Here is a 22,962-nt window from a genome sequence, read left to right as displayed (position 1 = left end):
AACATCCGTTGAAACGGTTACGACACGCATAACAGGTAAACTAGACCGCCATGCAAAGCGTTACCAGTAAGGGCAGGCCAATACTGGTAACGTCCGCGGCACAACGACGCGCAAGGTGCGCCCTGTCGACAACCCGACAACCCGAAAGCCCTGTTCCTAACCTGAGCCAGCGCAGCGCAAGGCGCCCACGCCCTGGCTGGCACCACCGATCCGATCCATCCCGGCCCCCGGACCGCCCGGCCCCACCCGGCCCATACGGCAACCGCAGCCAACGTTTCCACTGCCAAGATAATGCAGCAAGCCGAACACGACCAGGCCAGCTCGGTCACTTCCCGTGGCTACGCCAGCCAGTTGCTGACCGCGCCGCCGAACCGCTTCGACCTGGCGCTGCTGCCCATCATCCTGGCGGTGATCGTGCTGGTGGCCTTTGCCGCCCGCCAGATGAATGTGCCCTACCAGCCCGGCGAACCGCTGGACGTGCACCTGGACATCGCCTACCTGCCCTACTACCTCATGCGCACCAGCATCCGCATGATGATTGCGCTGGGCGCCTCGCTGCTGTTCTCCTTCGCCTTCGCGGCGCTCGCCTCCAAGAACCGCACCGCCGAGAAAGTGATGGTACCGGCGCTGGACATCCTGCAGTCGATCCCGGTGCTGGGCTTCTTGTCGATCACCGTGACCGGCTTTATCGCGCTGTTCCCCGGGAGCCTGGTCGGGGTGGAATGCGCCGCCATCTTCGCCATCTTCACCTCGCAAGCCTGGAACATGGCGTTCAGCCTGTACCAGTCGATCCGCACCATCCCGACCGACCTGGTGGAAGCGGCAGCCATGTTCCGGCTCTCGCCGTGGCAGAAGTTCTGGCGCCTCGAAGTACCTTTCGCCATGCCGGGCCTGCTGTGGAACATGATGATGTCGATGTCCGGCGGCTGGTTCTTCGTGGTGGCGTCGGAAGCCATCTCGGTATCGGGCAACGACATCCGGCTGCCGGGTATCGGCTCCTACATCTCGCTGGCGATCCAGCAGCAGAACCTGGCGGCGATCGGCTGGGCCATCCTGGCCATGCTGATCGGCATCATCCTCTATGACCAGTTCCTGTTCCGGCCGTTGATTGCCTGGGCCGACCGCTTCCGCTTCGAGATCATGGCGCAGGAGACCGAGCCGCAATCGTGGCTGCTCAACCTGCTGCGCCGCTCGGAATGGGTACGCGTGCTGCTGGGCCGCACGGCGGCGCTGGCCGAGCGCACGCTGGCCTGGGGATCCGGGCGCAAGGCGGTGGCGCCGAAGGCCAACGATGGCCGGCGCACAATATGGATCGAGCGCGCCAGCAACGTCATCATCATCCTGATTGCCGTGATGGCGCTGTATCGCGTGATGCACTTCGTGCGCACCGAGGTGGGCTGGGCTGAAGTGGGCCATGTGCTGTGGCTGGGTACGCTGACCATGGTGCGGGTGATCGTGCTGATCGCGCTAGCCGCGGTGATCTGGGTACCGATTGGCATCCGCATCGGCCTGAACCCCAAGGTAGCGCGCGTCGCCCAGCCGGTGGCGCAGTTCCTGGCCGCCTTCCCGGCCAACCTGATGTTCCCGCTGGTGGTGATGCTGATCGTGCGCTTCGGGCTGAACCCGGAGGTCTGGCTCAGCCCGCTGATGATTTTCGGCACGCAGTGGTACATCCTGTTCAACGTGATCGCCGGTGCTTCCGGCATCCCCACCGAACTCAAGCTGGCCGCGCGCAACTTTGGCCTGCGCGGCTGGCTGTTGTGGAAACGCTTCCTGATCCCCGCCGTGTTTCCCAGCCTGCTGACCGGCCTGGTGACCGCGGCCGGCGGCTCTTGGAATGCGAGTATCGTGTCCGAGTACGTCACCTGGGGCGACCGCACGCTGGTCGCCACGGGTCTTGGCAGCTATATCGCGGAGATGACCTCCAAGGGCGACTTCCCCCGCATCGCGCTAGGCATCGGCGTGATGGCGGTGTTTGTGGTGGGCTTCAACCGCTTGCTGTGGAACCGCCTCTACCTGCTGGCGCAGGAACGCACGCGCCTTTGAACCGCCATACGCAGCCAATACACTGCCAATACGCCGCCCATTTGAAGCCCTGAATCTGAACGGAATTCCATCATGGCAAGCCCCACCGCAGACGCAGCCGAATCCGTAGTCGAACTGCGCGGCGTCTCAAAAATCTTCCGCACCGCGGACCGCTCCGACCGTGCCGTGCTCGAAGGCGTGGACCTGACCCTCAAGCGCGGCGAGATCGTCGCCATGCTGGGCAAGTCCGGCTCTGGCAAGTCCACCCTGCTGCGCATCATGGCCGGTCTGGTCGGCGCCGATCGCGGCGAGGTGTGCTTTCGCGGCGAGCCGCTGCGCGGCACCGCCGAAGGCATCGCCATGGTGTTCCAGTCGTTCGCGCTGTTTCCCTGGCTCACCGTGCAGCAAAACGTGGAGCTGGGGCTGGAAGCCCAGGGCGTGCACAAGGAAGAGCGCGCGCGCCGGGCCGAGGCGGCGATCGACATGATCGGGCTGTCGGGCTTCAACAGCGCGCTGCCGCGCGAGCTCTCCGGCGGCATGCGCCAGCGCGTGGGCATTGCCCGTGCGCTGGTGACCGAGCCCGACCTGCTGCTGATGGACGAGGCCTTCTCCGCGCTCGACGTGCTGACCGGCGAGACCCTGCGCGACGAAATGCTCGACCTGTGGGAAGACGGCCGCACCAACATCAAGTGCATCCTGATCGTCTCGCACAATATCGAAGAGGCGGTGATGATGGCCGACCGCATCGTGATCCTGTCGAGCGATCCGGGCCGTATCCGCGCCGAGGTGAAGATCCCGTTCCCGCGCCCGCGCAACCGCGACTCTGCCCAGGTACGCGGGCTGATCGACGAGGTCTACACACTGATGACGTCGCCCGCCGCGATGGGCCCGCGCGTCACCGCGCTGGCGGCCGCGCGCGATATCGGCTACCGCCTGCCGGATGCCGACATCAGCCAGATGGAGGCTATTCTCGACCTGCTGTGCGAAGCACCCTTTTTCGGCAGGGCCGACCTGCCGCACCTGGCCGAGGAAGCCGGGCTCACCGACGATGACCTGCTCCCGGCCTGCGAAGCGCTGCACCTGCTGCAACTGGCCACCATCGAGCGCGGCGACATCAGCGCCACCGGCCTGGGCCGCGCGTACTACGAGACGGAGCCACCCGAGCGCAAGGTGCTGTTCGGCAAGCAATTGCTGCAACACGTGGCACTGGCCGCGCAAATCCGCCGCGAGCTGGAGCAGTCCGAGGACGGCGAGATCCGCGAGGAACACGTGCTGCGCGAGCTCGAAGCCTTCCTCAAGCCAGACGAAGCCGAGCGCGTGCTGACCCTGGCAATCGAATGGGGCCGCTATGGCGAGGTGTACGAATACAGCTACAACAGCGGCATGCTGACGCTGCCCCGCGAGGAGCAGCCGGCGCCGGGCGCGGGCACGCAGGCCTGACTGGGCGCAGCCTGGGATTCTGGTTCTTCAGGTTCCTAGCGCTCGCGCATGGCCCGGCCGATCGCGCCGGTACGCAGGGCGATCTTGGCGGTGTCCTCGCGCAGCGCGCGCAGGCGGCGCTCCAGGATGGCATTGGCGGTGCGCCCGGTGGAGCTCGCCGTGCTGGCGGTGCCGCCGGCCTCGCCGGCAGCCCGGGTCAGCTCGCCCGAGGCCGCGGCCTGTACCAGCACATCGGCGCGGCGGCGGTCGGCGGAATCGGCCAGGCGGGCGCGACGCTCGCTGGCGTCTTCGGCCGCGGGAGGCGCGGCGAGCGCTTCCGTGCCGATGGCAGCATCGGCGGCGCGCACGGCCTGGGTATCGGACACCGCCACAACATCGGCACCATCGGCACCGTCATCGGCAACACCAACCGCGGCCGCCACGTTGGCACCAACGCTAGCGTGCACCAGCCCTGCTGTCTCCGTGGCTTTCACCGGCGCCTTCGCCTTCGCCGGGTCCTTCACCGCGCGGATGAAACCCGCGCCCCGCCCACCGGCACGATCGTCCTCGGCCAGCCGTTCGCTGGCCAGCTGCAGGCTGTTGGCTGCGGCATCGGTGGCCTGGCGGATGGCGGCTTCGGCGGCCGGCAAGTCCAGCTCGCCGTAGTGCTCGCGCACCTGGATGCGCGCCGCGGCCACGTGCGCCGCCACCAGGTAGTTCTGCACGATGAAGCGGTTCAGGTTGTCCACCGCGCGATGCCGGCTCTTAGGCTCGTCGARCATGCGCTGGAACGACCCGATCAGCGCGGACAGGCTGTCCATGAACTGCTTGCGCTGCACCCGGTAGGCAAAATCGTCCTTGGCCACGCGCAGCAGCAGGTCGCGCGTGGCGGCAATGTAGCGGCGGTTGGCCTGCAGCACGTTTTCCACCAGCGCGGGCAGCGCGCGGTATTCCCAGCTGGGCAGCACAAAGCTGAACACCGTGGCGATCACGCCGCCGATCACGGTATCGATCAGCCGCTCGCCCGCTACCGTGGAACTGCCCGGCACCAGCAGGTTGATCTGGATCAGCACCTGCACGCAGGCGGCAACAGCCGTGTAGCGGTACTTGATCGTGGAGAACGCCGTGCTGGCCACCAGCGCCAGGAACAGCACGCCCAGCAGGATCAGCGGCTGGTGCACGACCTTGAGCACGCCCACCGCGATCACGCAGCCGATCAGCGTGCCGATCAGGCGGTCGTTGTAGCGCTGCTTGGTCATGCTGAAATTGGGCTTCAGGATGACGATGATGGTCAGCAGGATCCAGTAGCTGTGCGACACATACGGCAGGTGCTCGGCAATCCACAGCCCCGCGCCCACCGCCATGGTGATGCGCAGCGCGAAGCGGAACGCCGGCGATTTCCAGTTCAGGTTGTCGCGCAGCACCTTGAGCTCGTAGCGCTGGCGCGTCAGGAACGGCGTCATGTCCGGCCCGGGCAGCACCTTGCTGGGCTCCACCGGCGTGCGCGATGCTTCGTGCAGCTGCTCCACCAGCACGATGGCGCCCTTGATCATGTCGAGCGTTTCCACCGCCGCCGTCATCGCCGCCGGGTTGATGTGGTGGTACCGCAATTGCGCGATCTCGTGCGCGACGGCGCGCAGCTCGTCCCGGTAATCCACGGAAGCGTAGGAAGGCCGGCCGCGGGTGATGTCGTAGGCGATCCCCTCCACGTCCTTGCACATCAACTGCACCAGGCGGCGCAAGTGATCGAGTACCGGCGTGCTGCCAAAGGTCTGGCGCAGCAGCGGGTAATCGGTATTGGTGGAGAGAATGTACTCGTACAGGTCCAGCATGCGCATGTGGACCTGCACCAGCAGCCCGTCATGCGTAGTGCGGTTGCCGCGCAGCACCAGGTCGCGCGCGGCCTGCTGGCGCTCCGCCACCACGATCTGCTGGCGCACCAGCTGGTTGAACAGCGCCTCGTAGTCGTTGCCGGCATCGTAGAAGCCTGCCTTGATCTCGAGGTACCCGGCCATCTCGTACAGCGACTCGGCCAGCACCTGCTGCTTGGTACGCCGCTGCGTGGCCCAGCTCACCGCCATCGCGTACGCCATATAGGCCACCGCGCCGATGCCGAACAGCAAGGAATGCTCGAGCGCGCGCCGCACCACGAAGTCCTCGTTGATGGTGAGCGTCATGACGAACAAGGCCGAGAACTGCAATGGCAAGGTCTTGTTGCCATACACCGTCATCATGCCAGCCATGAAGGTCACCAGCACCAGCACCAGCGGCATCACGCGCGGGAACGGCGTGGCCATGGCCACCAGCAAGGTCACCGCCGTGCACAGCAGCACGCTGGCCAGCATCTCGTTGAACTTGTGGTTGAACGGGCTGGGCAGATCCATCAGGCTGGTGCACAGCGCGCCCATCGACACCACCATGGCGGTGGGCAGGTCCGCGAACTGCAAGGCGATCAGCGTGGCGCCGATCACCCCGGTCGCGGAGCGCAGCCCGCGATACACGTAATGCGAATAAACGAAGGTGCGGGCGTCGTGCGCGTATTGCATGTGGTGGCGATCGGCGGCGTTGGGGCTAATCGGCCTACAGGCCCAGCCAGCGCGCACGCATGGCCTGGCGGCCGCCTTCGGCCGTCACGGTGTACTGCGCCGCCGGCTCGCGCGCGAAGGTCAGCGGCAGGACATGCAGCTCATCGCGGCGGAACACATGGCACTCGGCGCTATCGCCGTCGCGGTAGCGCGCCAGCAGCTTGTCGAGCTGGCCAGGGGCTACACGCAGGCCGTCCACCGCGGCCAGCAGGTCGCCCGCCGAGATCCCGGCCGCCTGGGCCGCGCCGCCGTCAAGCACCTGGGTCACGCGCACCCAGCCATCCTCGGTCTTGGTCTTGATGCCAAGCGCGGCGTTGCGCTCTGGCTTGGTCGGCACCGCCTTGATGCCGAAGGGCTTGAGGAGCGCGGCGAGTTGCAGCTCGCCGGTGCCTTCGGTGAGCGAGCGCAGCAGCGCACCCAGGCGCAAGCCGCTGACCTCATCGAACAAGGCGTGCACCTCGGCCTCGGTCACGCCGCGCTGCTGCGCGCCTGGCGCGTAGAAGCCGCTGCCGTAGCGCTGCCACAGCGCGCGCATGATGTCGTCGAGCGAGCGGCGGTTGCGGGTCTTGGTGCGGATGGTGAGATCCAGCGCCAGGGCAACGAGCGAGCCCTTGGTGTAGTAGCTGACGATGGCGTTGGGCGCGTTTTCGTCCTGGCGGTAGTACTTGGTCCAGGCATCGAACGAGCTATCGGCCACGCTCTGCTTGGTGCGGCCGTTGCCGCGCAGCACGCCGTTCCAGGTCTTGGCCAGCAGCTCCACATACTGCTTCTCGGTGATGCGGCCGCTGCGCACCAGCATCAGGTCATCGTAATAGCTGGTGAAACCCTCGAACAGCCACAGCAGGGGCGTGTAGGTTTCCTCGCGCAGCCGGTAGGGCACGAACGCCGCGGGCTTGATGCGCTTGACGTTCCAGGTATGGAAATACTCGTGGCTGCACAAGCCGAGGAAGGTGCGGTAGCCTTCGGTGGCTTCTGGCTTGCCGCGCGCCGGCAGGTCAGCGCGCGCGCACATCAGCGCGGTGCTGGCGCGATGCTCCAGGCCGCCGTAGCCATCCGTCGTGACCATGGTCATGAACACGTAGCGGCGGTTGCTGTCGAGGAACGGCGCGGCCTCGGTCTCGGGCTCGAACAGCCGGATCTGCGCTTCGCAGATCTGCTTCAGGTCGCGGCAGACGCGCTCCAGGTCGAGCTGCGGCACGCGGCCCGTGAACACCACGTCGTGCTGGGCGCCGCAGGCGCGGAAGCTGCCCATGGTGAAGTTGCCCATCTCGACCGGGTGATCGACCAGTTCGTCATAGTCGGCCACCTGGTACCGGCCGAAGCCGTAGCGCTTGGCGCCACCGCGCCCGGGCGCCTCGCGCATGGCCGTGGCGACCCGCCACCCGGCATAAGCCTCGCCGGCGGGTGCATGGATATCAACTGTGCAGGGCTGGTCTTCCTGCCCTTCGGCGCAGAGGAAGACTGAGCTGCCGTTGAAGAAGCCGTGCGTGGCGTCCAGGTGCGCGGCGCGCACCGACAAGTCCCAGGCGTAGACCTCATAGCTGAGCGCAAGCGGCCCGCCCACCGGGGCCGCCTGCCAGCTCTGCTTGTCCAGCTTGGTCAGCGCCACCGGCTTGCCGCCGGCCTGCGCGCGGATGCGCACGATATTGCGCGCGAAGTCACGGATCATGTAGCTGCCGGGAATCCACGCCGGCAGGTAGAACTGCTGGCCGGCGGGATGGGGGGCGTCTACCGTGACGGTGACGGCGAACAGGTGCGCTTCCGGTTGAAGCGGGGCAATGGCGTAATGGATCGGCTTCATGAGCGTGATTGTAGCGCCATGCCCGCTCCGGACTACGCGCCGGCTCAGGCGTTGACGTTCACCACCACGCGGCCGCGCATGCCACCGTCGACGATCTTGCGCCCAGCCTCGATCGCCTCCGACAAGCCGATCTCGCGGGTGATCGCGCGCAGGCGATCCGGCTCCAGGTCCTGCGACAGCCGCTGCCAGGCCTGCTCGCGCAAGGCCATCGGGGCCATCACGCTATCGATGCCGTAGAGCGTGATGCCACGCAAGATGAAGGGCGCCACCGAAGCCGGGAAGTCCAGCCCTTGCGCCAGCCCGCACGCGGTGACCGCGCCGCCGTAGCGCACCTGCGCGCAGGCATTGACCAGTGTGTGCGAGCCAACCGAGTCCACCACCGCGGCCCAGCGCTCCTTCTGCATCGGCTTATTGGGCTTGCCCAGTTCCGTTCGGTCAATCACCTCGGCCGCGCCCAGCGCCTTGAGGAAATCCGCCTCGGCCGTCTTGCCGGTGGAGGCCACCACGCGATAGCCCAGCTTCGACAGGATGGCGATGGCCACCGAGCCCACGCCGCCAGAGGCGCCGGTCACCAGCACCTCGCCATCGCCCGGCTTGATGCCAGCGCGCTCCAGCGCCAGCACTGACAGCATGGCGGTATAACCGGCAGTGCCGATGGCCATGGCCTGCTGCGTGGTGAAGGCAGGCGGCAGCGCCACCAGCCAATCGCCCTTGAGGCGGGCGCGCTGCGCCAGGCAGCCCCAATGCGTCTCGCCCACGCCATAGCCATTGAGCACGACCTTGTCGCCGGCCTTCCAGCGCGCATGGGTGGATTCCAGCACCGTGCCGGCACCGTCGATGCCCGCCACCATCGGCCACTTGCGCACCACCGGCGAGCGGCCGGTAATGGCCAGCCCGTCCTTGAAATTGATGGTGGAGTAGTCGATGGCCACCAGCACGTCGCCCTCGGCGGGCAGGCTGGATTCGTCGAGCGCGGTAACGGCGGCCTGGGTCGCGCCGTCGGCCTGGATCAGCAGCAATGCCTGGAACGTCATGGAGTCTCCATCCGGTTTTTGATTGTTAACCAAAGACGACCGGCCGGCTCCGGCACGGCAGCGCCGGGAAGGCCGCCGGCGCGACGTGCTTACTTCTTGAGGCTGGCGAGCTTGCGCTCGAGCGTGGCGGCATCGGCGGCGCCGGGAATGCGGGTGCCGTCCATGAAGAACACGGCCGGGGTGCCGGTGATGTTCAGGCTCTGGCCGAGCGCCAGGTTGTCATCCACCGGCGTCTTGCAGCTGCCGTTGCCGGTCAGCGCCACGTGGCTGATCATCCAGTCGCGCCAGGCCTTGGTGCGGTCGGCCGCGCACCAGACCTGCTTGGCTTTTACTGACGAATCCGGCGACAGCACCGGGTACAGGAAGGTGTAGACGGTGATGTTGTCCATCTGCTGGAACGTCTGCTCGATGCGCTTGCAGTAACCGCAGTTGGGGTCGGAGAACACCGCCACCTGGCGGCTGCCATCGCCCTTGCTCCACTTGATCGCGCGCGCCAGCGGCAGGTCCGACCACTTGATGCGGTTGATGTCGGCCAGCCGCTCCTCGGTCAGGTTGGTGCCGGTCTTGGAGTCCACCATCTCGCCGTTGATGATGTAGCGGCCGGTGGCATCGGTGTAGACCACCTGGCCACCGATGTTGACCTCGAACAGGCCGGGCACGGGAGTCTTGGCCACGCTCTTCACTTCAGCGCGCCCGCCCAGCATCTTTTGCACCGATTCCTTGATGCGGTCGGTGCCGGGCTCGCCCGCCGCCATGGCGTGCAGCGCGAAGCCGGCAGCCGCAATGCCGCCAACGATGGTGGCGGACAGGGCGGGACGGCGGCGCAGGAAATGCAACATGATGACTCCAGTAATTCGATGATTCGGTTCGCGCGAGCGAGCTCGGGATTCAAGGTTCAAGGGTTGAGCGCTCAGCCAAGCGCGCGGCCGATAAGAAAACGCTTGAGCAGCGACTGGCCGCCCACGACCCGCATGCCGGCATTGCGCACCGTGCGCGCCACGCCGCCAGGCAGGGAAAACAGCCGATGCAGGCCATCGGTAGCCGCGGTCAGCGACAACAAATCGGTGGCGCGCGCGCGCTCGTAGCGGCGCAGCAAGCGCAAGTCACCTTCTGCGCGGAAAGACTCTTTGGCGGCCATCACGCGGCCAAGTTCCGCCACATCGCGCAAACCCAGGTTCATGCCCTGCCCCGCCAATGGGTGCACCACGTGGGCGGCGTCGCCCACCAGCGCCACATGCGGCTGCACAAACTGATCGGCGCGCTGCAGCACCAAGGGGAAGCCCTGCGCCGGCGTCACGCAACGCAGCGCGCCAAACTGGCGCCCCACGGCGCCGCTGGCGGCCTGCATCACGGTATCGGCCAGCGCCTCGGGCGACAGCGCCAGCAGTTCGCTCGCATGGGCATCGTCGGCCGACCACACCATCGACACACGCCGGCCCGGCAACGGCAGCAACGCCAGGATCTCGCCGTTGACCGGCTCCTCGTCCGCCATCAGCTTGGGCGGCGTGCCCAGGAACCACTGCCAGGCCGTGTCCTGGTGCGGCAGCTCGCATTCAAAATTCGCCACGACGCCAAGCTGGCGATAGTGCCGCTTGGTGACCGGAATGTGGCATTGCTCGCGCACCCACGAGCGCGCGCCGTCGGCGCCCACCACGCAAGCCGCGCGCACCTTGTCGCCGCCGGCCAGGGTCAGCGTCACGCCATCATGGTCGCGCGCGAACGCCGCAGCGGTATCGTCGAGCCAGTGCACCTGGTGCTGGAAGCGCAGCGCGGTATCGAGCACGCGCTCCACATGGCCGGATTCGATGATCCACGCCAGTTGCGCAACGGTGGCCGCGTAGGCCGAGAAATGGAGATCGCCGGCAGCCGAGGCATTGGCCTGCGCCGCACTCGCATCGCCGAACACGCGCATGTCGCACACCGGCTGCATCCGCGCCGGGTCCAGCGCCTCCCACACGCGCAACTGCTCCAGCAAGGCTTGCGAGCTCGCCGAGAAGGCGTAGATGCGGCTGTCCCACTGGCCAGGATCCGCCGTAGCGGCAGAAGCGGCAGAAGCGGCAGAAGCGGCAGAAGCGGCAGAAGCGGCAGAGCGCGGCGCAACCAGCGCCACCTGCATGCCCTGCTGGGCCAGCAGCAACGCACAAGCCTTGCCGACGATGCCGCCGCCAACCACGGCAACCTGGAAACGGGAGGGAGATGGACGAGTCATGCGTGGATTATAGCCACCCCGGCACGATGGCTTTGGTGCGCCGTCGCGCGCATGAAGCGGCGCCCAGGCGCCTGCGGCAAAGGGGCGCACGCCCTCGATGCGCACAAATTGAGCAGGCGGCAGGCGCGGCCAGCCGGTTCAGCGCAACGTCCGGCGAGGTTACAATAGCCATCTTTCTGATGGCACCCCAGCACAAAACCGGTGAGCAACGCCCCGCTTTGGCTGTGTTGTCTCGTGCTGAACCCTCCCCTCTGCGTCCCCATCGCTGCGCCATTCCAGTGCGCCGGACGCACCCAGGGTGAACCGCAACCCATTGATTTTTAAAGGTTTACCATGAGCCTCAAATGCGGCATCGTCGGCCTGCCCAACGTCGGCAAGTCCACGCTGTTCAACGCCCTGACCAAGGCCGGCATCGCCGCCGAGAACTATCCGTTCTGCACCATCGAGCCCAATGTGGGCGTGGTGGAAGTGCCGGATACGAGGCTCGCCAAGCTGGCCGAGATCGTCAAGCCCGAGCGCATCCTGCCGGCCGTGGTCGAATTCGTCGACATCGCCGGCCTGGTAGCGGGCGCGTCCAAGGGTGAAGGCCTGGGCAACCAGTTCCTGGCCAACATCCGCGAAACCGACGCCATCACCCACGTGGTGCGCTGCTTCGAAGACGAGAACGTGATCCACGTCGCCGGCCGGGTCGACCCGCTGTCCGACATCGAGGTGATCAACACCGAACTGGCGCTGGCCGACCTCTCCACCGTCGAAAAAGCCCACGCCCGGTACATCAAGCCCGCCCGCGCCGGCGACAAGGAAGCGCTGCGCCTGGTGGCCGTGCTGGAAAAAGCCCAGGCCGTGCTCAACGAAGCCAAGGCCGTGCGCACGCTCGACCTGTCCGATGAAGAATGGGCCGCCATCAAGCCGCTGTGCCTGATCACCGCCAAGCCCACCATGTACGTAGCCAACGTGCGTGAAGACGGCTTCGAGAACAACCCCCACCTGGACGCCGTGCGCGCCCACGCCGCCAAGACCAAGTCGCCGGTCGTGGCCGTCTGCGCCGCCATCGAAGCCGAAATCGCCGACCTCGACGACGAAGACAAGGCCGTGTTCCTGGCCGACCTCGGCATGGAAGAACCCGGCCTGGACCGCGTGATCCGCGCCGGCTTCACCCTGCTCGGCCTGCAGACCTACTTCACCGCCGGCGTGAAGGAAGTCCGCGCCTGGACCATCCACGTGGGCGACACCGCCCCGCAGGCGGCCGGCGTGATCCACACCGACTTCGAACGCGGCTTCATCCGCGCCCAGACCATCGCCTATGAGGACTTCATTACCTTCAAGGGTGAGCAAGGCGCGAAGGAAGCCGGCAAGATGCGCGCGGAAGGGAAAGAGTATGTGGTGAAGGATGGCGACGTGATGAATTTCTTGTTTAACGTCTAAGCCGTAAGCAGGGGTTCACGAGCCCCAGCCGACTTCACGATTGCCCTGCAGCCCGCTTCCCAGCGGGCTTTTTTGTTTCTTGAGGCGTCAGCAGGATTTCCTTCAGAATTTATGACGGATACCGACGACCGCGCCAAACTGATTGTCCGACCCATTTACCGTGCCAAAGCCGGTGCTTTGGATCGCGCCGGTACCGCCTGAGGTCAGGCCCAGGTTCGAACCATCCTTGTTCTTGGTGTAACCAAGGTTCACGTAGGCATCGGTACGCTTGGATAGCGTGTAGTCAACCGATGCCACGAAACTCCACGGATCAGCCTTGGTACCGCGAAAATCTTGATAGTAGGCAGAGCCGGTCAGCGACAGCGCAGGTATCACCTGATAGGCAATGCCCAGCCAGTACAGGTTGGAGGCATTGTTAGCCCCGAGGTTGCCCGGCAGCGTGGCGCCGTCGAGCGCCATGGCCCAGCGATATCCAGCGTACATCTTGGCCGGGCCGAAGACGTAGGAGCCAGCCACGGTGGCGCGACGGATCTTGGCGCCAGTCAGGGCACCGGTCGAGGCCAGGCCAAGGTTGGTTTCGTCGTATACAGCCCCGGCGGCAAACGGACCGACGGCATAGGTCAGGCCAGCGCTGAACTCCTGGCCAATCTTGGGGCTACCCGGGACTTCACCAAAAGAGCCCCCACCGGTGTTTGCGCCGAAGCTATACAGGGCCCTGGCAGTCAGGCCGCCAAAGGTGCCGGCGTACTTGACCGAGTTGTCGGCACGGCTGGTAAACCCCGCATCCTGGCCGATGATCGAGTAGTTCGTGGCAATTGCCATTGGGTCGAACTGCAGACCGAAATCATAGAGCGGGGTCTGTTGACGGCCCAGGGTCATGTTGCCCCACTGGCTTTGCAGGCCGACGTAAGCGTTCCGACCGAACAGACGGCCACCTTGGGCCGAGGTGCCCGTGTCAAGGTTGAAACCGCTTTCCAGCACGAAGACGCCCTTCAGCCCCCCGCCCAGATCTTCCGCGCCACGCAGGCCCCAACGGCTGCCGGACAGGTTGCCCGAGGTCAGGCGGGTCACGCTGTGGCCGCCCCCGGGCTGGTTATTTTGATACTCGATGCCAGCGTCGAGGAGCCCGTACAGCGTCACGCTCGACTGCGCGTACGCGCCGCCAGCGGCCAATGCAGCGACGGCAGCAATCCATTTCATCTTCATAACACTCTCCCTGTTAGCTGATGATTGGAAACGCTGGACTATCCCGATGGCTTGCCGACGCGACCCGTCCATGTCGATCTTGTACTATGTACCAGCTGTCGGTTAACGATACTCACGAACAGTGGGCTAGCGAACCATCGAAAGCGCCTTGTTGTGATGCGGCAACAACGAGCGAACGCAGAGCAATCAAGATCGCTCCGCTTGGAGTAACGAGCACTGGGATTTTTGGGTGGCCCTCGCCCGCGGCCTCCAATTCATAGAACGGGTTAGGCACTCGCGGGATTTTGGGGTCCATCGGAGATGGACAGATCACAGGCTAGGGCCAGGCGATGCGAAGCGCCAGATACGCCACTCTACCTGTGTTGAACGAGGAAGATACAAAAGGGCGCGGGCTTGCAACCAGCGCGCGCATTGCGTCGGGCCTCCGGCATCTGCGAGCGCCATCAAGCAGGCCGTCACACAACACAGCAATGTGAATCGGCTCTGATGTTCCAGCCAATCCAATCATGGTTGGCGCACAGCGGCATGCCGACGGCAACCGCCCCCACTCACAACGCCCCCAAATCCTCCCCCCGCAGCCCCACCAGCAGCGCCTGCCCATCCGGCCCGACGCGGAACTCGCCATAGCGCGCCTTCTCGAACCGCGCCCCCTGCCCTTCCTGGAAGAAGTACGCATCGGTGGACACCTGCGCCTGCACGCCGCCCCAGCGGGCCGGCACGTTCTGGAAGCGCAGCAGTTGCTCGCCGCCGGCCAGTGCCTCGCCCGTGTACAGGCGCACGAAGGCGGCTTCGCCGCGTGCGTCGCGGCGGATCACGGCAACTTGCTCGCGGGCGGGCTCGATGCCTTGCAGCTTGCCTGCCTGGCGGATGGACTCGGCGATGGCGAAGTTCAGCGCCATGTAATCGCCTTGCATGAGCGAGCGCGGATCGACTGGCGCCAGGCGCAGGTAGATGGTGTCGCCATGCGCCAGCAGCCGTTCCTTGCCGGTGATGGCGAAGGCAGCCAGCCCGAGCGTGAGCACCCATGCCAACAGTATCCAGCGTTTCATGCTTATCTCCTTGCGCCGTCACGACGCAGCGCCATGCGCAGCAGCAGCACGGCGATGCCGGCACCGGCGAGCGTGGCGGACTTGATCAGCAGCGTCCAATGCAGCGCGCTGTAGTACCAGATGAAGCCGCTGCCGAGCGCGGCGACGGCCAGGCCCAGCCAGGGCAGCGAGCCGCGGCGCAGCGCCAGGCCGAGCGCGAGGGCGGCGGCGGCGACCGCCGGCGCACCGGCGAGCAAGGCGCTGAACAGCACCGCGCCGACAAGCGCGGTGCCCCGCACCGCCGGGCTTAGCCGCAGCCGGCCTGCTTCGGCAAGGACAAACGCGGCGAGCACCACGCCAAACAGCGCGCCGGCCATCCAGTAGTTGCCGGCGTGGCGCCCGGTGTCGGCGTCGAACAGCAGTGCCTGAGGCTGGCTGAGGCCGGTCACCACCAGGGCCGCGCCCAGTGCGAACAGCAGCGTGGCATCCGCGGCCGGCTCGATCCAGCTGTGCAGCCCGGCGGCGCAGAGCCGCCCTTCCGCCAGCACGAAGCCGGTGAGCAGTGTCATGGCGAACGGCGCGAGCCAGCCTAGCGAGAAGCTCATGGCTTGCCAGACGTGGCGCAGGCCAGGCGTCATGGCCAGGTGGAGCGCCAGTGCCACGCAGGTCCATAGGCCCAGCGCGGCCAGGAAGCGATGGAGCCGGTTGCTGACCAGCACATAGAGCACGGCCTCCAGCAGCGCGAGCGCGCCCCAGAAGGCGGCCGATTCGAGCAGGCGGCTGCCGCCGTAGGCCTGGCTCGCGCCGTACACGAGCAGACCCTGGCCGCTAAGGCTGACAGCCAGCGCGAATTGCTCGAGCGCGGTGGCACCCGCGCGGCGCCGGTACAGCACCGCCGCCAGCGCGATCATGGCGGCGCCGCAGAGCGCCATTGCCGTGGCGTTGTCGCGCGCGGCCACAAAGACCGAGCCGAGCAGGAAGGCGAGGAAGAACACGGCGCCGAGCCAGCCCGCGAGGCCCATCAGCAGCCTGACGGCCCATGGCGTGCGCCCTTGTGCGGCTAGCGGCTGCCCTTGCACCAAGCCGCGCGCGGCCAGGTCCTGCCACAACCTTTGTACTATGTGAACGTGACGGTCGCTGGTCATGCCGGCTCTCCGTTGGGCGCGCCGCTTTGGGCTTGCCCGTGGTGTCGATAGGCGCGCAGCAGCCAAGCCGCCGCCGCCGCGGACAGGCCGATGGTCAGCAGCCCGAGGATGAGGAAGGCGCCGAACGCGTCCCGGTTGCCCTCCAGCAGTAGCCGGGCAACCCCGGTCACCAGCAGCACGATGACCGAGAAGCTGGCCAGGCTGAGCGCCACCACATCGAACGCCCGCAGCCGGAACCACGCAAGCAGCCCGCCCAGCGTGAGCATGGCCACGCCGAACATGGCGAGATCGAAGTGGTTGTGCAGGAGGCTGGCAAGGCCGAGCCAGCCGGCGTAGGCGCACGCCAGCGTGGCAAGGATGCGTGCGCCGGCCAGCCCGCGAAAGCCGTAGGCCGGCGCCGCAGCGCGCAGCGCGAACCACAGCACCAGTTGCAACAGCGTGGCCGCCAGCAGCGAGAGCGTGGTGGCCCGCTCGCCAGCCGCGCCAAACAGCAGGTCGAACATGCCGCCCACGCCAAGGCGCACGCTGAAATACCGCAGCAGCGCTACATTGGCCAGCACGATTACCACCCACCAGTGCGGCGCCGCGCGCGCGGCCAGCGCCCATGGGATCGCCAGCAGTGCCCACAGGGCGAACAGCTGCCACGCGTCGGCGCCGGTCTGGTAGACCTGCCCGATCACGGCCAGCAGCACGCCGGCCACCACCTGGGCGCCGCAGAGCGCCGCCAGCCCCGCCATGTCGGTGGCCGGGCGCAGCCAGGCGAATCCCGCCAGCAGGGTCAGCGCCCCGGCCAGCAGGCCAAACTTGGCGAACTTGTGCAGGTCCTGCCAGTTGAAGGCGAAGAACACGATCACGCCGGCGCACAGCAGCGCGGCGCCCAGCATGAGCAATGTGCGATCGAGCCAGGTCCGCCACTGCGCCGCGTCGGGCTCGGTCCCTGGCCAGCTGGCGGCCACGCCGTCGGCGCCGAGCACGCCCTGCTCGCGCCAGTCTGCCAGCGCCTGGCGCGCTGCCCGCCGGTCTTGAAAGCCCTGCGTTGTGGTTGCCTGCATCTATGCTCCATGTGATGGATACGCCAGCGCACTGTAGCAAAGGCGCCGCCATCTGCGCAGCTTTCCTTGCGTGAGCGGGAGCATGCAACAGCGCTGCTTTGCCGCCTTGCCCCGGCCCGGTATGCTGTGCGTTTCTCCCATCCAGCCACACCCCGCCATGACCCTTGGTATCCTCGCCGCCATCCACGATGAAGTCGACGGCCTGATCGCCGCCATGCGCCACGATGATGCCCGCGCCACCGTGCAGACAATCGGCATGCGCGACTATCACGTTGGCCATCTCTACGGCCAGCGCTGCGTGCTGGTGCTAGCGCGCATGGGCAAGGTGGCGGCGGCGGCTACCACGGTCACCCTGGTGCGCGAGTTCGGCGTGGATGAGATCGTCTTCACCGGCCTGGCCGGCGGCATCGGGGCCGAGACGCGGGTCGGGGATGTGGTGGTGGCAGACCGCACTCTGCAGCACGACCTGGACGCGCGGCCGTTTTTTGCCCGGCACGAGGTGCCGCTGCTGGAGCGCGCTGAATTCCCCACCGATCCGACGCTTACCGCCGCGCTGCGCGAGGCCGTGGCAGGCTACCTGCGTGATGACCTGCCGACCTCCGTCCCGGCCAGCGTGCTTGCGCGCTTCGGGGTCAGCGCGCCCAGGCTGCATATGGGGATGATCGCCAGCGGCGACCAGTTCATCGGCTCCCCCGCCGCCGCGGCCGATTTGCGCGAGCGCTTGCCTGGCGTGCTGGCGGTGGAAATGGAAGGCGCCGCGGTAGCACAGGTTTGCCATGAGTATGGCGTGCGGCATGCGGTGATGCGCACGCTATCGGATCGGGCCGACGATACCGCGCACGTGGATTTTGCGGCGTTTCTGACCGACGTGGCCAGCCATTATTCGAGCGGCGTTTTGAGACGGTTCCTGGAGCAGCGCGGGTAACCAGACCAAAGCGGCGTTGGCGTTAATTCGGGTTCGAGATTGTGAGGCATGCATTCAATCTCACCGCCCCCTGGCCACGCCCCCGACCCCAACCAGCACGGCCGCGCCCAGGATGGCCGCGAACCAGCCCGCCATCTGCCCGTCGACAAACCAGTGCAGCCCACGGCCGCCGTAAAACGCGGCTAGCGCGCCCAGTGCACCGAACACCACTGCGGCCAGCAGGCTAACCCGGCCCACGGGATGCAGCCACCGCGCCGCCAGTCCAACCAGCACCCCTACCACCAGCATACCCAACATCACATTCTCCCGATTATCTGAATCTGGCGCGCTGCCTGGGAAGGCCCGCCAGGCACCGCGCGTGGCTGTAGCAATATGGTAAACCCGACCGCGCTCCGGCAAGATCCGCGCCGGGCGGTATAATGTAGCCCGGTTCGGCGGCGCTTTGCGCCGGAATCCGCGCTTGAATTCATGCCCGGATTGCACCTGACTCCCGCGCTGCGGCCAGCAAAGCCGCCGCCCGGAGCCCGGCCAGAGAGACATGCTCCCCACCATGCAACTGCTCGCGATCGGTATCAATCACACCACGGCGCCCGTCTCGCTGCGCGAGCGAGTGGCGTTTCCGCTTGAGCAGATCAAACCCGCCCTGGGCGCCTTGCGCACCCACCTGGCCGGCAAGAATGGCACCGAAGCCGCCATCCTTTCCACTTGCAACCGCACCGAGATCTATTGCGCCACCGATGTGCTGTTGTCGGGTTCGGACGGCTTCGAGCACACGCTGCGCTGGCTGGCGCAGCACCATAACGTGCCGGCCGGCGAACTCGCTCCCCACCTGTACTCGTTGCCGCAGTCCGAAGCCGTGCGCCATGCCTTCCGCGTGGCCAGCGGGCTGGACTCGATGGTGCTGGGCGAAACCCAGATCCTGGGCCAGTTGAAGGATGCAGTGCGCACCGCCGGTGAAGCCGGCGCGCTGGGCACCTACCTGAACCAATTGTTCCAGCGCACGTTCGCGGTGGCCAAGGAAGTCCGCGGCCAGACCGAGATCGGCGCGCATTCGGTATCCATGGCTGCCGCCGCGGTGCGCCTGGCCCAGCGGATTTTTGAAAGCGTCTCGACCCAGCGCGTGCTGTTCATCGGCGCGGGCGAGATGATCGAGCTGTGCGCCACGCACTTCGCGGCGCAAACGCCGCGCCAGATCGTGGTGGCCAACCGCACCGTGGAGCGTGGCGAGCGGCTGGCCGAGCAGCTCGCCGGCCAGGGCCTGACCACCGAGGCCATCCGCCTGTCGGACCTGGGCGCGCGCCTGCATGAGTTCGACATCGTGGTGTCATGCACCGCCAGCTCCCTGCCCATCATCGGGCTGGGCGCGGTGGAACGCGCCGTCAAGCTGCGCCGCCACCGCCCCATCATGATGGTGGACCTGGCCGTGCCGCGCGACGTGGAGCCCGAAGTCGCGCGTCTGGACGACGTCTTCCTGTACACCGTGGACGACCTCGGCGCCATCGTGCGCGAGGGCAATGCCATGCGCCAGGCCGCCGTGGCCCAGGCGGAAGCCATCATCGAAAGCCGCGTGCAGAATTTCATGCATTGGCTGRAAACCCGCAGCGTGGTGCCTGTCATCCGCGAACTGCAGGTGCRGGGCGAGGCCATGCGCCAGGCTGAGCTGGAGCGCGCGCGCCGCATGCTGGCGCGCGGCGACGACCCGCAAGCCGTGCTCGAAGCCCTGTCCGGCGCGCTCACCCGCAAATTCCTGCACGGCCCGACCCACGCCCTGAACCACACCCAGGGCGACGACCGCGAGACCTTGCTGCGGCTGGTGCCGGGCTTGTTCCGCCACAGCAGCCACTCCGAGCGCTAGCCGCGCTCGCCTCGGCCGTGCGTGTCCTGCGCGCGGCCAGCTTTGCGTTGCCAGCGGCCATTGCCCCGCACGCATCCCAGCAGCAACATCCGCCTCCACCCGTTTCACCGCGCCCCTTCGGACCCCCATGAAAGCCAGCATGCTTGCCAAGCTCGACCAATTGTCCGAGCGACTCGACGAAGTCAACGCCCTGCTTGCGCGCGAAGATGCCACCGCCAAGATCGACCAGTACCGCAAGCTCACGCGCGAACACGCCGAGCTGACGCCGGTGGCCGAACAATATGCGCAGTACTGCCAGGCACAGGAAGACCTGTCCACCGCGCAAGCGCTGCTGGACGATCCCGAGATGAAGGAGTTCGCGGCCGATGAGATCACCGCGGCCCGCGAGCGGCTGGAAACGCTGGAAGGCAGCCTGCAGACATTGCTGCTGCCCAAGGATCCCAACGACGACCGCAACCTGCTGCTGGAAATCCGCGCGGGTGCCGGCGGCGAGGAGAGCGCCCTGTTCGCCGCCAATTTGATGCGGATGTACACACGCTATGCCGAGCGCCAGCGCTGGCAGGTGGAGGTGATGAGCGAATCGGCGTCCGACCTGGGCGGCTACAAGGAAGTGATCATCCGGATCGCCGGGGATGCGGCCTTTTCCCGGCTGAAGTTCGAATCCGGCGGCCATCGCGTGCAGCGCGTGCCAGCCACCGAGGCCCAGGGGCGCATCCACACTTCGGCCTGCACGGTGGCAGTCATGCCCGAGGCCGACGAGGTGACCGAGGTGGAAATCAATCCGTCGGACCTGCGTGTGGATACCTTCCGCGCCTCCGGCGCCGGCGGCCAGCACGTCAACAAGACCGACTCGGCCGTGCGCCTGACCCACCTGCCCACCGGCATCGTGGTGGAGTGCCAGGACGACCGCAGCCAGCACCGCAACAAGGACAAGGCCATGAAGGTCCTGGCGGCCCGGCTGATGGACGCGAAGCTGCGCGCCGCCCAGGCGAAAGAAGCCAGCACCCGGCGCAACCTGATCGGCACCGGCGACAGAAGTGATCGTATCCGCACCTATAATTTCCCGCAGGGGCGCGTGACGGATCACCGTATCAACCTGACGCTCTACAAGATCGACATGATCATGGACGGCGATCTCGACGAGCTCCTGTCCGCCTTGTCCGCGGAACACCAGGCGGATCAACTGGCGGCACTGGGCGAAGGGCATTAATCGCTTGGCATTAGCAGGTTATTGCGACGAATTACCGGTCATTAAGGCAGATTTTTGGATCGCACTGCATAAATCGCGATTTCTGAACGAAAACCTTTGTATCTGTTGTAAATGCTTGCAACAGCACTGGCGTGCCATTTTCCGCTGTCTATAATCGATTCCGACCGAGCCACCATACAGAGGTCGGCGTGTCGCCACTCGAAAACGGACAAAAGGACGAAATCATGAAGAAATTGCTCGCGCTGTTGATGATCACCGCCGCCATGGCTGCCTGCAGCAAGAAGGAAGAAGCCCCCGCCACGCCGAGCGCCGAGAGCGCCATGCAAAGCGCCGCTGAATCCGCCAAGGMCGCCGCCAGCGRCGCCGCATCCGCCGCCAGCAATGCCGCCGATGCCGCCAAGTCCGCTGCCAGCAGCGCGGCTGCCGACGTTTCCGCTGCCGCCGAAAAGGCCAAGGTCGATGCCGGCAATGCCATGGAAAAGGCGAAGGACGCCGCCAAGGATGCTGTCAACGCCAGCGCGGACAAAGCCAAGGACGCCGTCAACAAGTAATTCGCACGCCACGGCGGCAAGAAACTGGCGCATCGCGGCCAGGCACCGCCGCCCAGGCAAGCGCGTTACACTGCAAACCCCGTCAGGGCACCTCCCGGCGGGGTTTTGTTTTTTTGCCCGATCCATGCCCAGCACCACGTCCATCGCCACCTGCCCCAGCCCCAATGCCACCGCGCCGGTCTCACTGCCTGAGACGGCCACGGTACGCGACGCCCTGGCCGTGGCTGCGGCAGCCGGCTTGCCAGCGCTGGAGGCGCGCCTGCTGGTCAGCCACGTCACCGGGCTCACCCGCACCCAGCTGATCACGCGCGACGACGAAACGCTTGCCCCGGCCCAGCGCGACAGCGTGGCCGCCTTGCTCGGGCGCCGCCTGGGCGGCGAACCGGTAGCCTACTTGCTGGGGGAGCGGGAATTCTTCGGGCGCGCCTTCCGCGTGACCCCGGATGTGCTGATTCCGCGCCCGGACACCGAAATCGCCGTGGAAGCGGCCCTGAAGCTGCTGGCGCCGCTGGCTGCCCCCCGGGTGCTCGACATGGGCACCGGCTCAGGCGCGCTGGCCGTCACGCTGGCCTGCGAACGGCCCGACGCCGAGGTCTGGGCGACCGATATCTCGCCCGGCGCGCTGCAGGTGGCGCAAGACAACGCGCGCGCCCTGGGCGCCGGCAATGTGCGCTTTCTTGCCTCCGACTGGTACGCCGCGCTGCCCGCTGGCCTGCGCTTCGACCTGATCGTGAGCAATCCGCCCTATATTGCCGCCGCGGACCCGCACCTGGGCCAGGGCGACCTGCGCTTCGAGCCGATCGATGCGCTGACCGATCATGGCGATGGCTTGTCGGACCTGGGTGCGATCGTGGCCGGGGCCGCCGCGCGCCTGCATGCGGGCGGCTGGCTGCTGATGGAGCACGGCTACGACCAAGGCCAGGCTGCCCGCGACCTGCTGGCCGCCGCCGGCATGGCCGAGATCTTTACCGCGCGCGACCTGGCCGGCCACGAACGCTGCAGCGCGGCTCGCCTGCCAGCGCAGTCCGGGGCGGCCGCCTGAAGCCGGCAGCCGATTCCGGTAAAATCAAATACTTGATTGCAACAAGGCGCGCGCATCACGCTCGCCCTTTCCGATTTCCCGATAGCGGCGCCGGCCAGTGCCTGCACCGCGAGCAACTGAAAAGAGACATCATGAGTGACGTGCAGCAAAAGATCGACCAGATCGTCAAGGGCAGCCCGGTGGTCCTGTTCATGAAGGGCACCGCCCAGTTCCCGATGTGCGGCTTCTCCGGCCGTGCGATCCAGATCCTGAAGGCCTGCGGCGTCGACGCACCGAMCACGGTCAATGTGCTGGAAGACGACGGCATCCGCCAAGGCATCAAGACTTACGCCAACTGGCCGACCATTCCGCAGCTTTACGTGAATGGCGAGTTCGTCGGCGGCTCGGACATCATGATGGAGATGTACCAGAACGGCGAGCTGCAATCGCTGCTCAAGGCCTGAGCGCGAC

At 66.7% G+C, this 22,962-nt stretch carries 19 protein-coding genes; 9 read left to right on the top strand and 10 right to left on the bottom strand.

The window, feature by feature from the left end; translation table 11 throughout:
* Nucleotides 1-291 precede the first annotated feature (291 nt).
* The gene (locus AB4061_RS32225) at nt 292-2,046 is read left to right on the top strand and encodes an ABC transporter permease (RefSeq protein WP_441640269.1); all 1,755 of its coding nucleotides are present in this window, start codon (nt 292-294) and stop codon (nt 2,044-2,046) included.
* A 72-nt stretch (nt 2,047-2,118) separates the two neighbouring features.
* Entirely contained in the window at nt 2,119-3,465 is a 1,347-nt protein-coding gene (locus AB4061_RS32220) for an ABC transporter ATP-binding protein (RefSeq protein WP_441640268.1), read from the top strand.
* 35 nt (nt 3,466-3,500) lie between these two features.
* On the opposite strand, the gene AB4061_RS32215 is transcribed toward AB4061_RS32220, so the two are convergent.
* From AB4061_RS32215 to AB4061_RS32195, 5 genes are all read right to left on the bottom strand, one after another.
* A complete protein-coding gene (locus AB4061_RS32215) occupies nt 3,501-5,990 on the bottom strand; it encodes an FUSC family protein (RefSeq protein ID WP_441640267.1) in 2,490 nt (829 codons plus the stop codon).
* A 34-nt stretch (nt 5,991-6,024) separates the two neighbouring features.
* A complete protein-coding gene (locus AB4061_RS32210) occupies nt 6,025-7,830 on the bottom strand; it encodes a M61 family metallopeptidase (RefSeq protein ID WP_441640266.1) in 1,806 nt (601 codons plus the stop codon).
* Between the two features lie 44 nt (nt 7,831-7,874).
* The gene (gene acuI, locus AB4061_RS32205) at nt 7,875-8,864 is read right to left on the bottom strand and encodes an acrylyl-CoA reductase (NADPH) (RefSeq protein ID WP_441640265.1); all 990 of its coding nucleotides are present in this window, start codon (nt 8,862-8,864) and stop codon (nt 7,875-7,877) included.
* A gap of 89 nt (nt 8,865-8,953) precedes the next feature.
* A complete protein-coding gene (locus tag AB4061_RS32200) occupies nt 8,954-9,703 on the bottom strand; it encodes a DsbC family protein (RefSeq protein WP_183034139.1) in 750 nt (249 codons plus the stop codon).
* 71 nt (nt 9,704-9,774) lie between these two features.
* Nucleotides 9,775-11,073, bottom strand: coding sequence for a UbiH/UbiF family hydroxylase (locus AB4061_RS32195; protein ID WP_441640264.1), 1,299 nt, complete (start codon nt 11,071-11,073; stop codon nt 9,775-9,777).
* 333 nt (nt 11,074-11,406) lie between these two features.
* Here AB4061_RS32195 and ychF point away from each other — a divergent pair, with 333 nt between their 5' ends.
* Nucleotides 11,407-12,498, top strand: coding sequence for a redox-regulated ATPase YchF (gene ychF, locus AB4061_RS32190; protein WP_441640263.1), 1,092 nt, complete (start codon nt 11,407-11,409; stop codon nt 12,496-12,498).
* A 102-nt stretch (nt 12,499-12,600) separates the two neighbouring features.
* Here the strand turns inward: ychF and AB4061_RS32185 are convergent, their stop codons facing one another.
* The 4 genes from AB4061_RS32185 to AB4061_RS32170 form a co-directional block, all read right to left on the bottom strand.
* Nucleotides 12,601-13,704: a porin gene (locus AB4061_RS32185; protein ID WP_441640262.1), complete on the bottom strand. Its 1,104-nt coding sequence runs from the start codon at nt 13,702-13,704 to the stop codon at nt 12,601-12,603.
* Nucleotides 13,705-14,252: 548 nt separating this feature from the next.
* Nucleotides 14,253-14,753 carry a GDYXXLXY domain-containing protein gene (locus AB4061_RS32180; protein WP_441640261.1) on the bottom strand — a complete coding sequence of 167 codons (501 nt, stop codon included), beginning with the start codon at nt 14,751-14,753 and terminating at the stop codon, nt 14,253-14,255.
* Between the two features lie 2 nt (nt 14,754-14,755).
* A complete protein-coding gene (locus AB4061_RS32175) occupies nt 14,756-15,877 on the bottom strand; it encodes a DUF4401 domain-containing protein (RefSeq protein ID WP_441640260.1) in 1,122 nt (373 codons plus the stop codon).
* Nucleotides 15,874-16,929 carry a DUF2157 domain-containing protein gene (locus AB4061_RS32170; RefSeq protein ID WP_441640259.1) on the bottom strand — a complete coding sequence of 352 codons (1,056 nt, stop codon included), beginning with the start codon at nt 16,927-16,929 and terminating at the stop codon, nt 15,874-15,876. Before AB4061_RS32170 ends, AB4061_RS32175 begins: the two co-directional genes overlap by 4 nt.
* 157 nt (nt 16,930-17,086) lie before the next feature.
* Between AB4061_RS32170 and AB4061_RS32165 the strand changes: the two genes are divergently transcribed.
* Nucleotides 17,087-17,854 carry a 5'-methylthioadenosine/adenosylhomocysteine nucleosidase gene (locus AB4061_RS32165; RefSeq protein WP_441640258.1) on the top strand — a complete coding sequence of 256 codons (768 nt, stop codon included), beginning with the start codon at nt 17,087-17,089 and terminating at the stop codon, nt 17,852-17,854.
* 60 nt (nt 17,855-17,914) lie between these two features.
* Here the strand turns inward: AB4061_RS32165 and AB4061_RS32160 are convergent, their stop codons facing one another.
* On the bottom strand, nt 17,915-18,151 hold the full coding sequence (locus AB4061_RS32160; protein ID WP_441640257.1) for a hypothetical protein: 237 nt from the start codon (nt 18,149-18,151) through the stop codon (nt 17,915-17,917).
* Between the two features lie 253 nt (nt 18,152-18,404).
* On the opposite strand from AB4061_RS32160, the gene hemA reads away from it, so the two are divergent.
* From hemA to grxD, 5 genes are all read left to right on the top strand, one after another.
* Complete coding sequence (hemA, locus tag AB4061_RS32155) at nt 18,405-19,709, top strand: glutamyl-tRNA reductase (protein WP_441640282.1); 1,305 nt, start codon at nt 18,405-18,407, stop codon at nt 19,707-19,709.
* Nucleotides 19,710-19,836: 127 nt separating this feature from the next.
* Complete coding sequence (gene prfA / locus AB4061_RS32150) at nt 19,837-20,919, top strand: peptide chain release factor 1 (RefSeq protein WP_441640256.1); 1,083 nt, start codon at nt 19,837-19,839, stop codon at nt 20,917-20,919.
* A 224-nt stretch (nt 20,920-21,143) separates the two neighbouring features.
* Entirely contained in the window at nt 21,144-21,470 is a 327-nt protein-coding gene (locus AB4061_RS32145) for a hypothetical protein (protein WP_441640255.1), read from the top strand.
* A 124-nt stretch (nt 21,471-21,594) separates the two neighbouring features.
* Nucleotides 21,595-22,512, top strand: coding sequence for a peptide chain release factor N(5)-glutamine methyltransferase (prmC, locus tag AB4061_RS32140; RefSeq protein ID WP_441640254.1), 918 nt, complete (start codon nt 21,595-21,597; stop codon nt 22,510-22,512).
* 131 nt (nt 22,513-22,643) lie between these two features.
* Nucleotides 22,644-22,955 carry a Grx4 family monothiol glutaredoxin gene (gene grxD / locus AB4061_RS32135; protein ID WP_441640253.1) on the top strand — a complete coding sequence of 104 codons (312 nt, stop codon included), beginning with the start codon at nt 22,644-22,646 and terminating at the stop codon, nt 22,953-22,955.
* Nucleotides 22,956-22,962: the final 7 nt, after the last annotated feature.

Origin of the sequence: Cupriavidus sp. YAF13, from assembly GCF_052113425.1 — a bacterium.
Classification (GTDB): domain Bacteria; phylum Pseudomonadota; class Gammaproteobacteria; order Burkholderiales; family Burkholderiaceae; genus Cupriavidus.
Note: the sequence above shows the minus strand (reverse complement) of the source record. Positions and strands in the feature narration are given on the sequence as shown.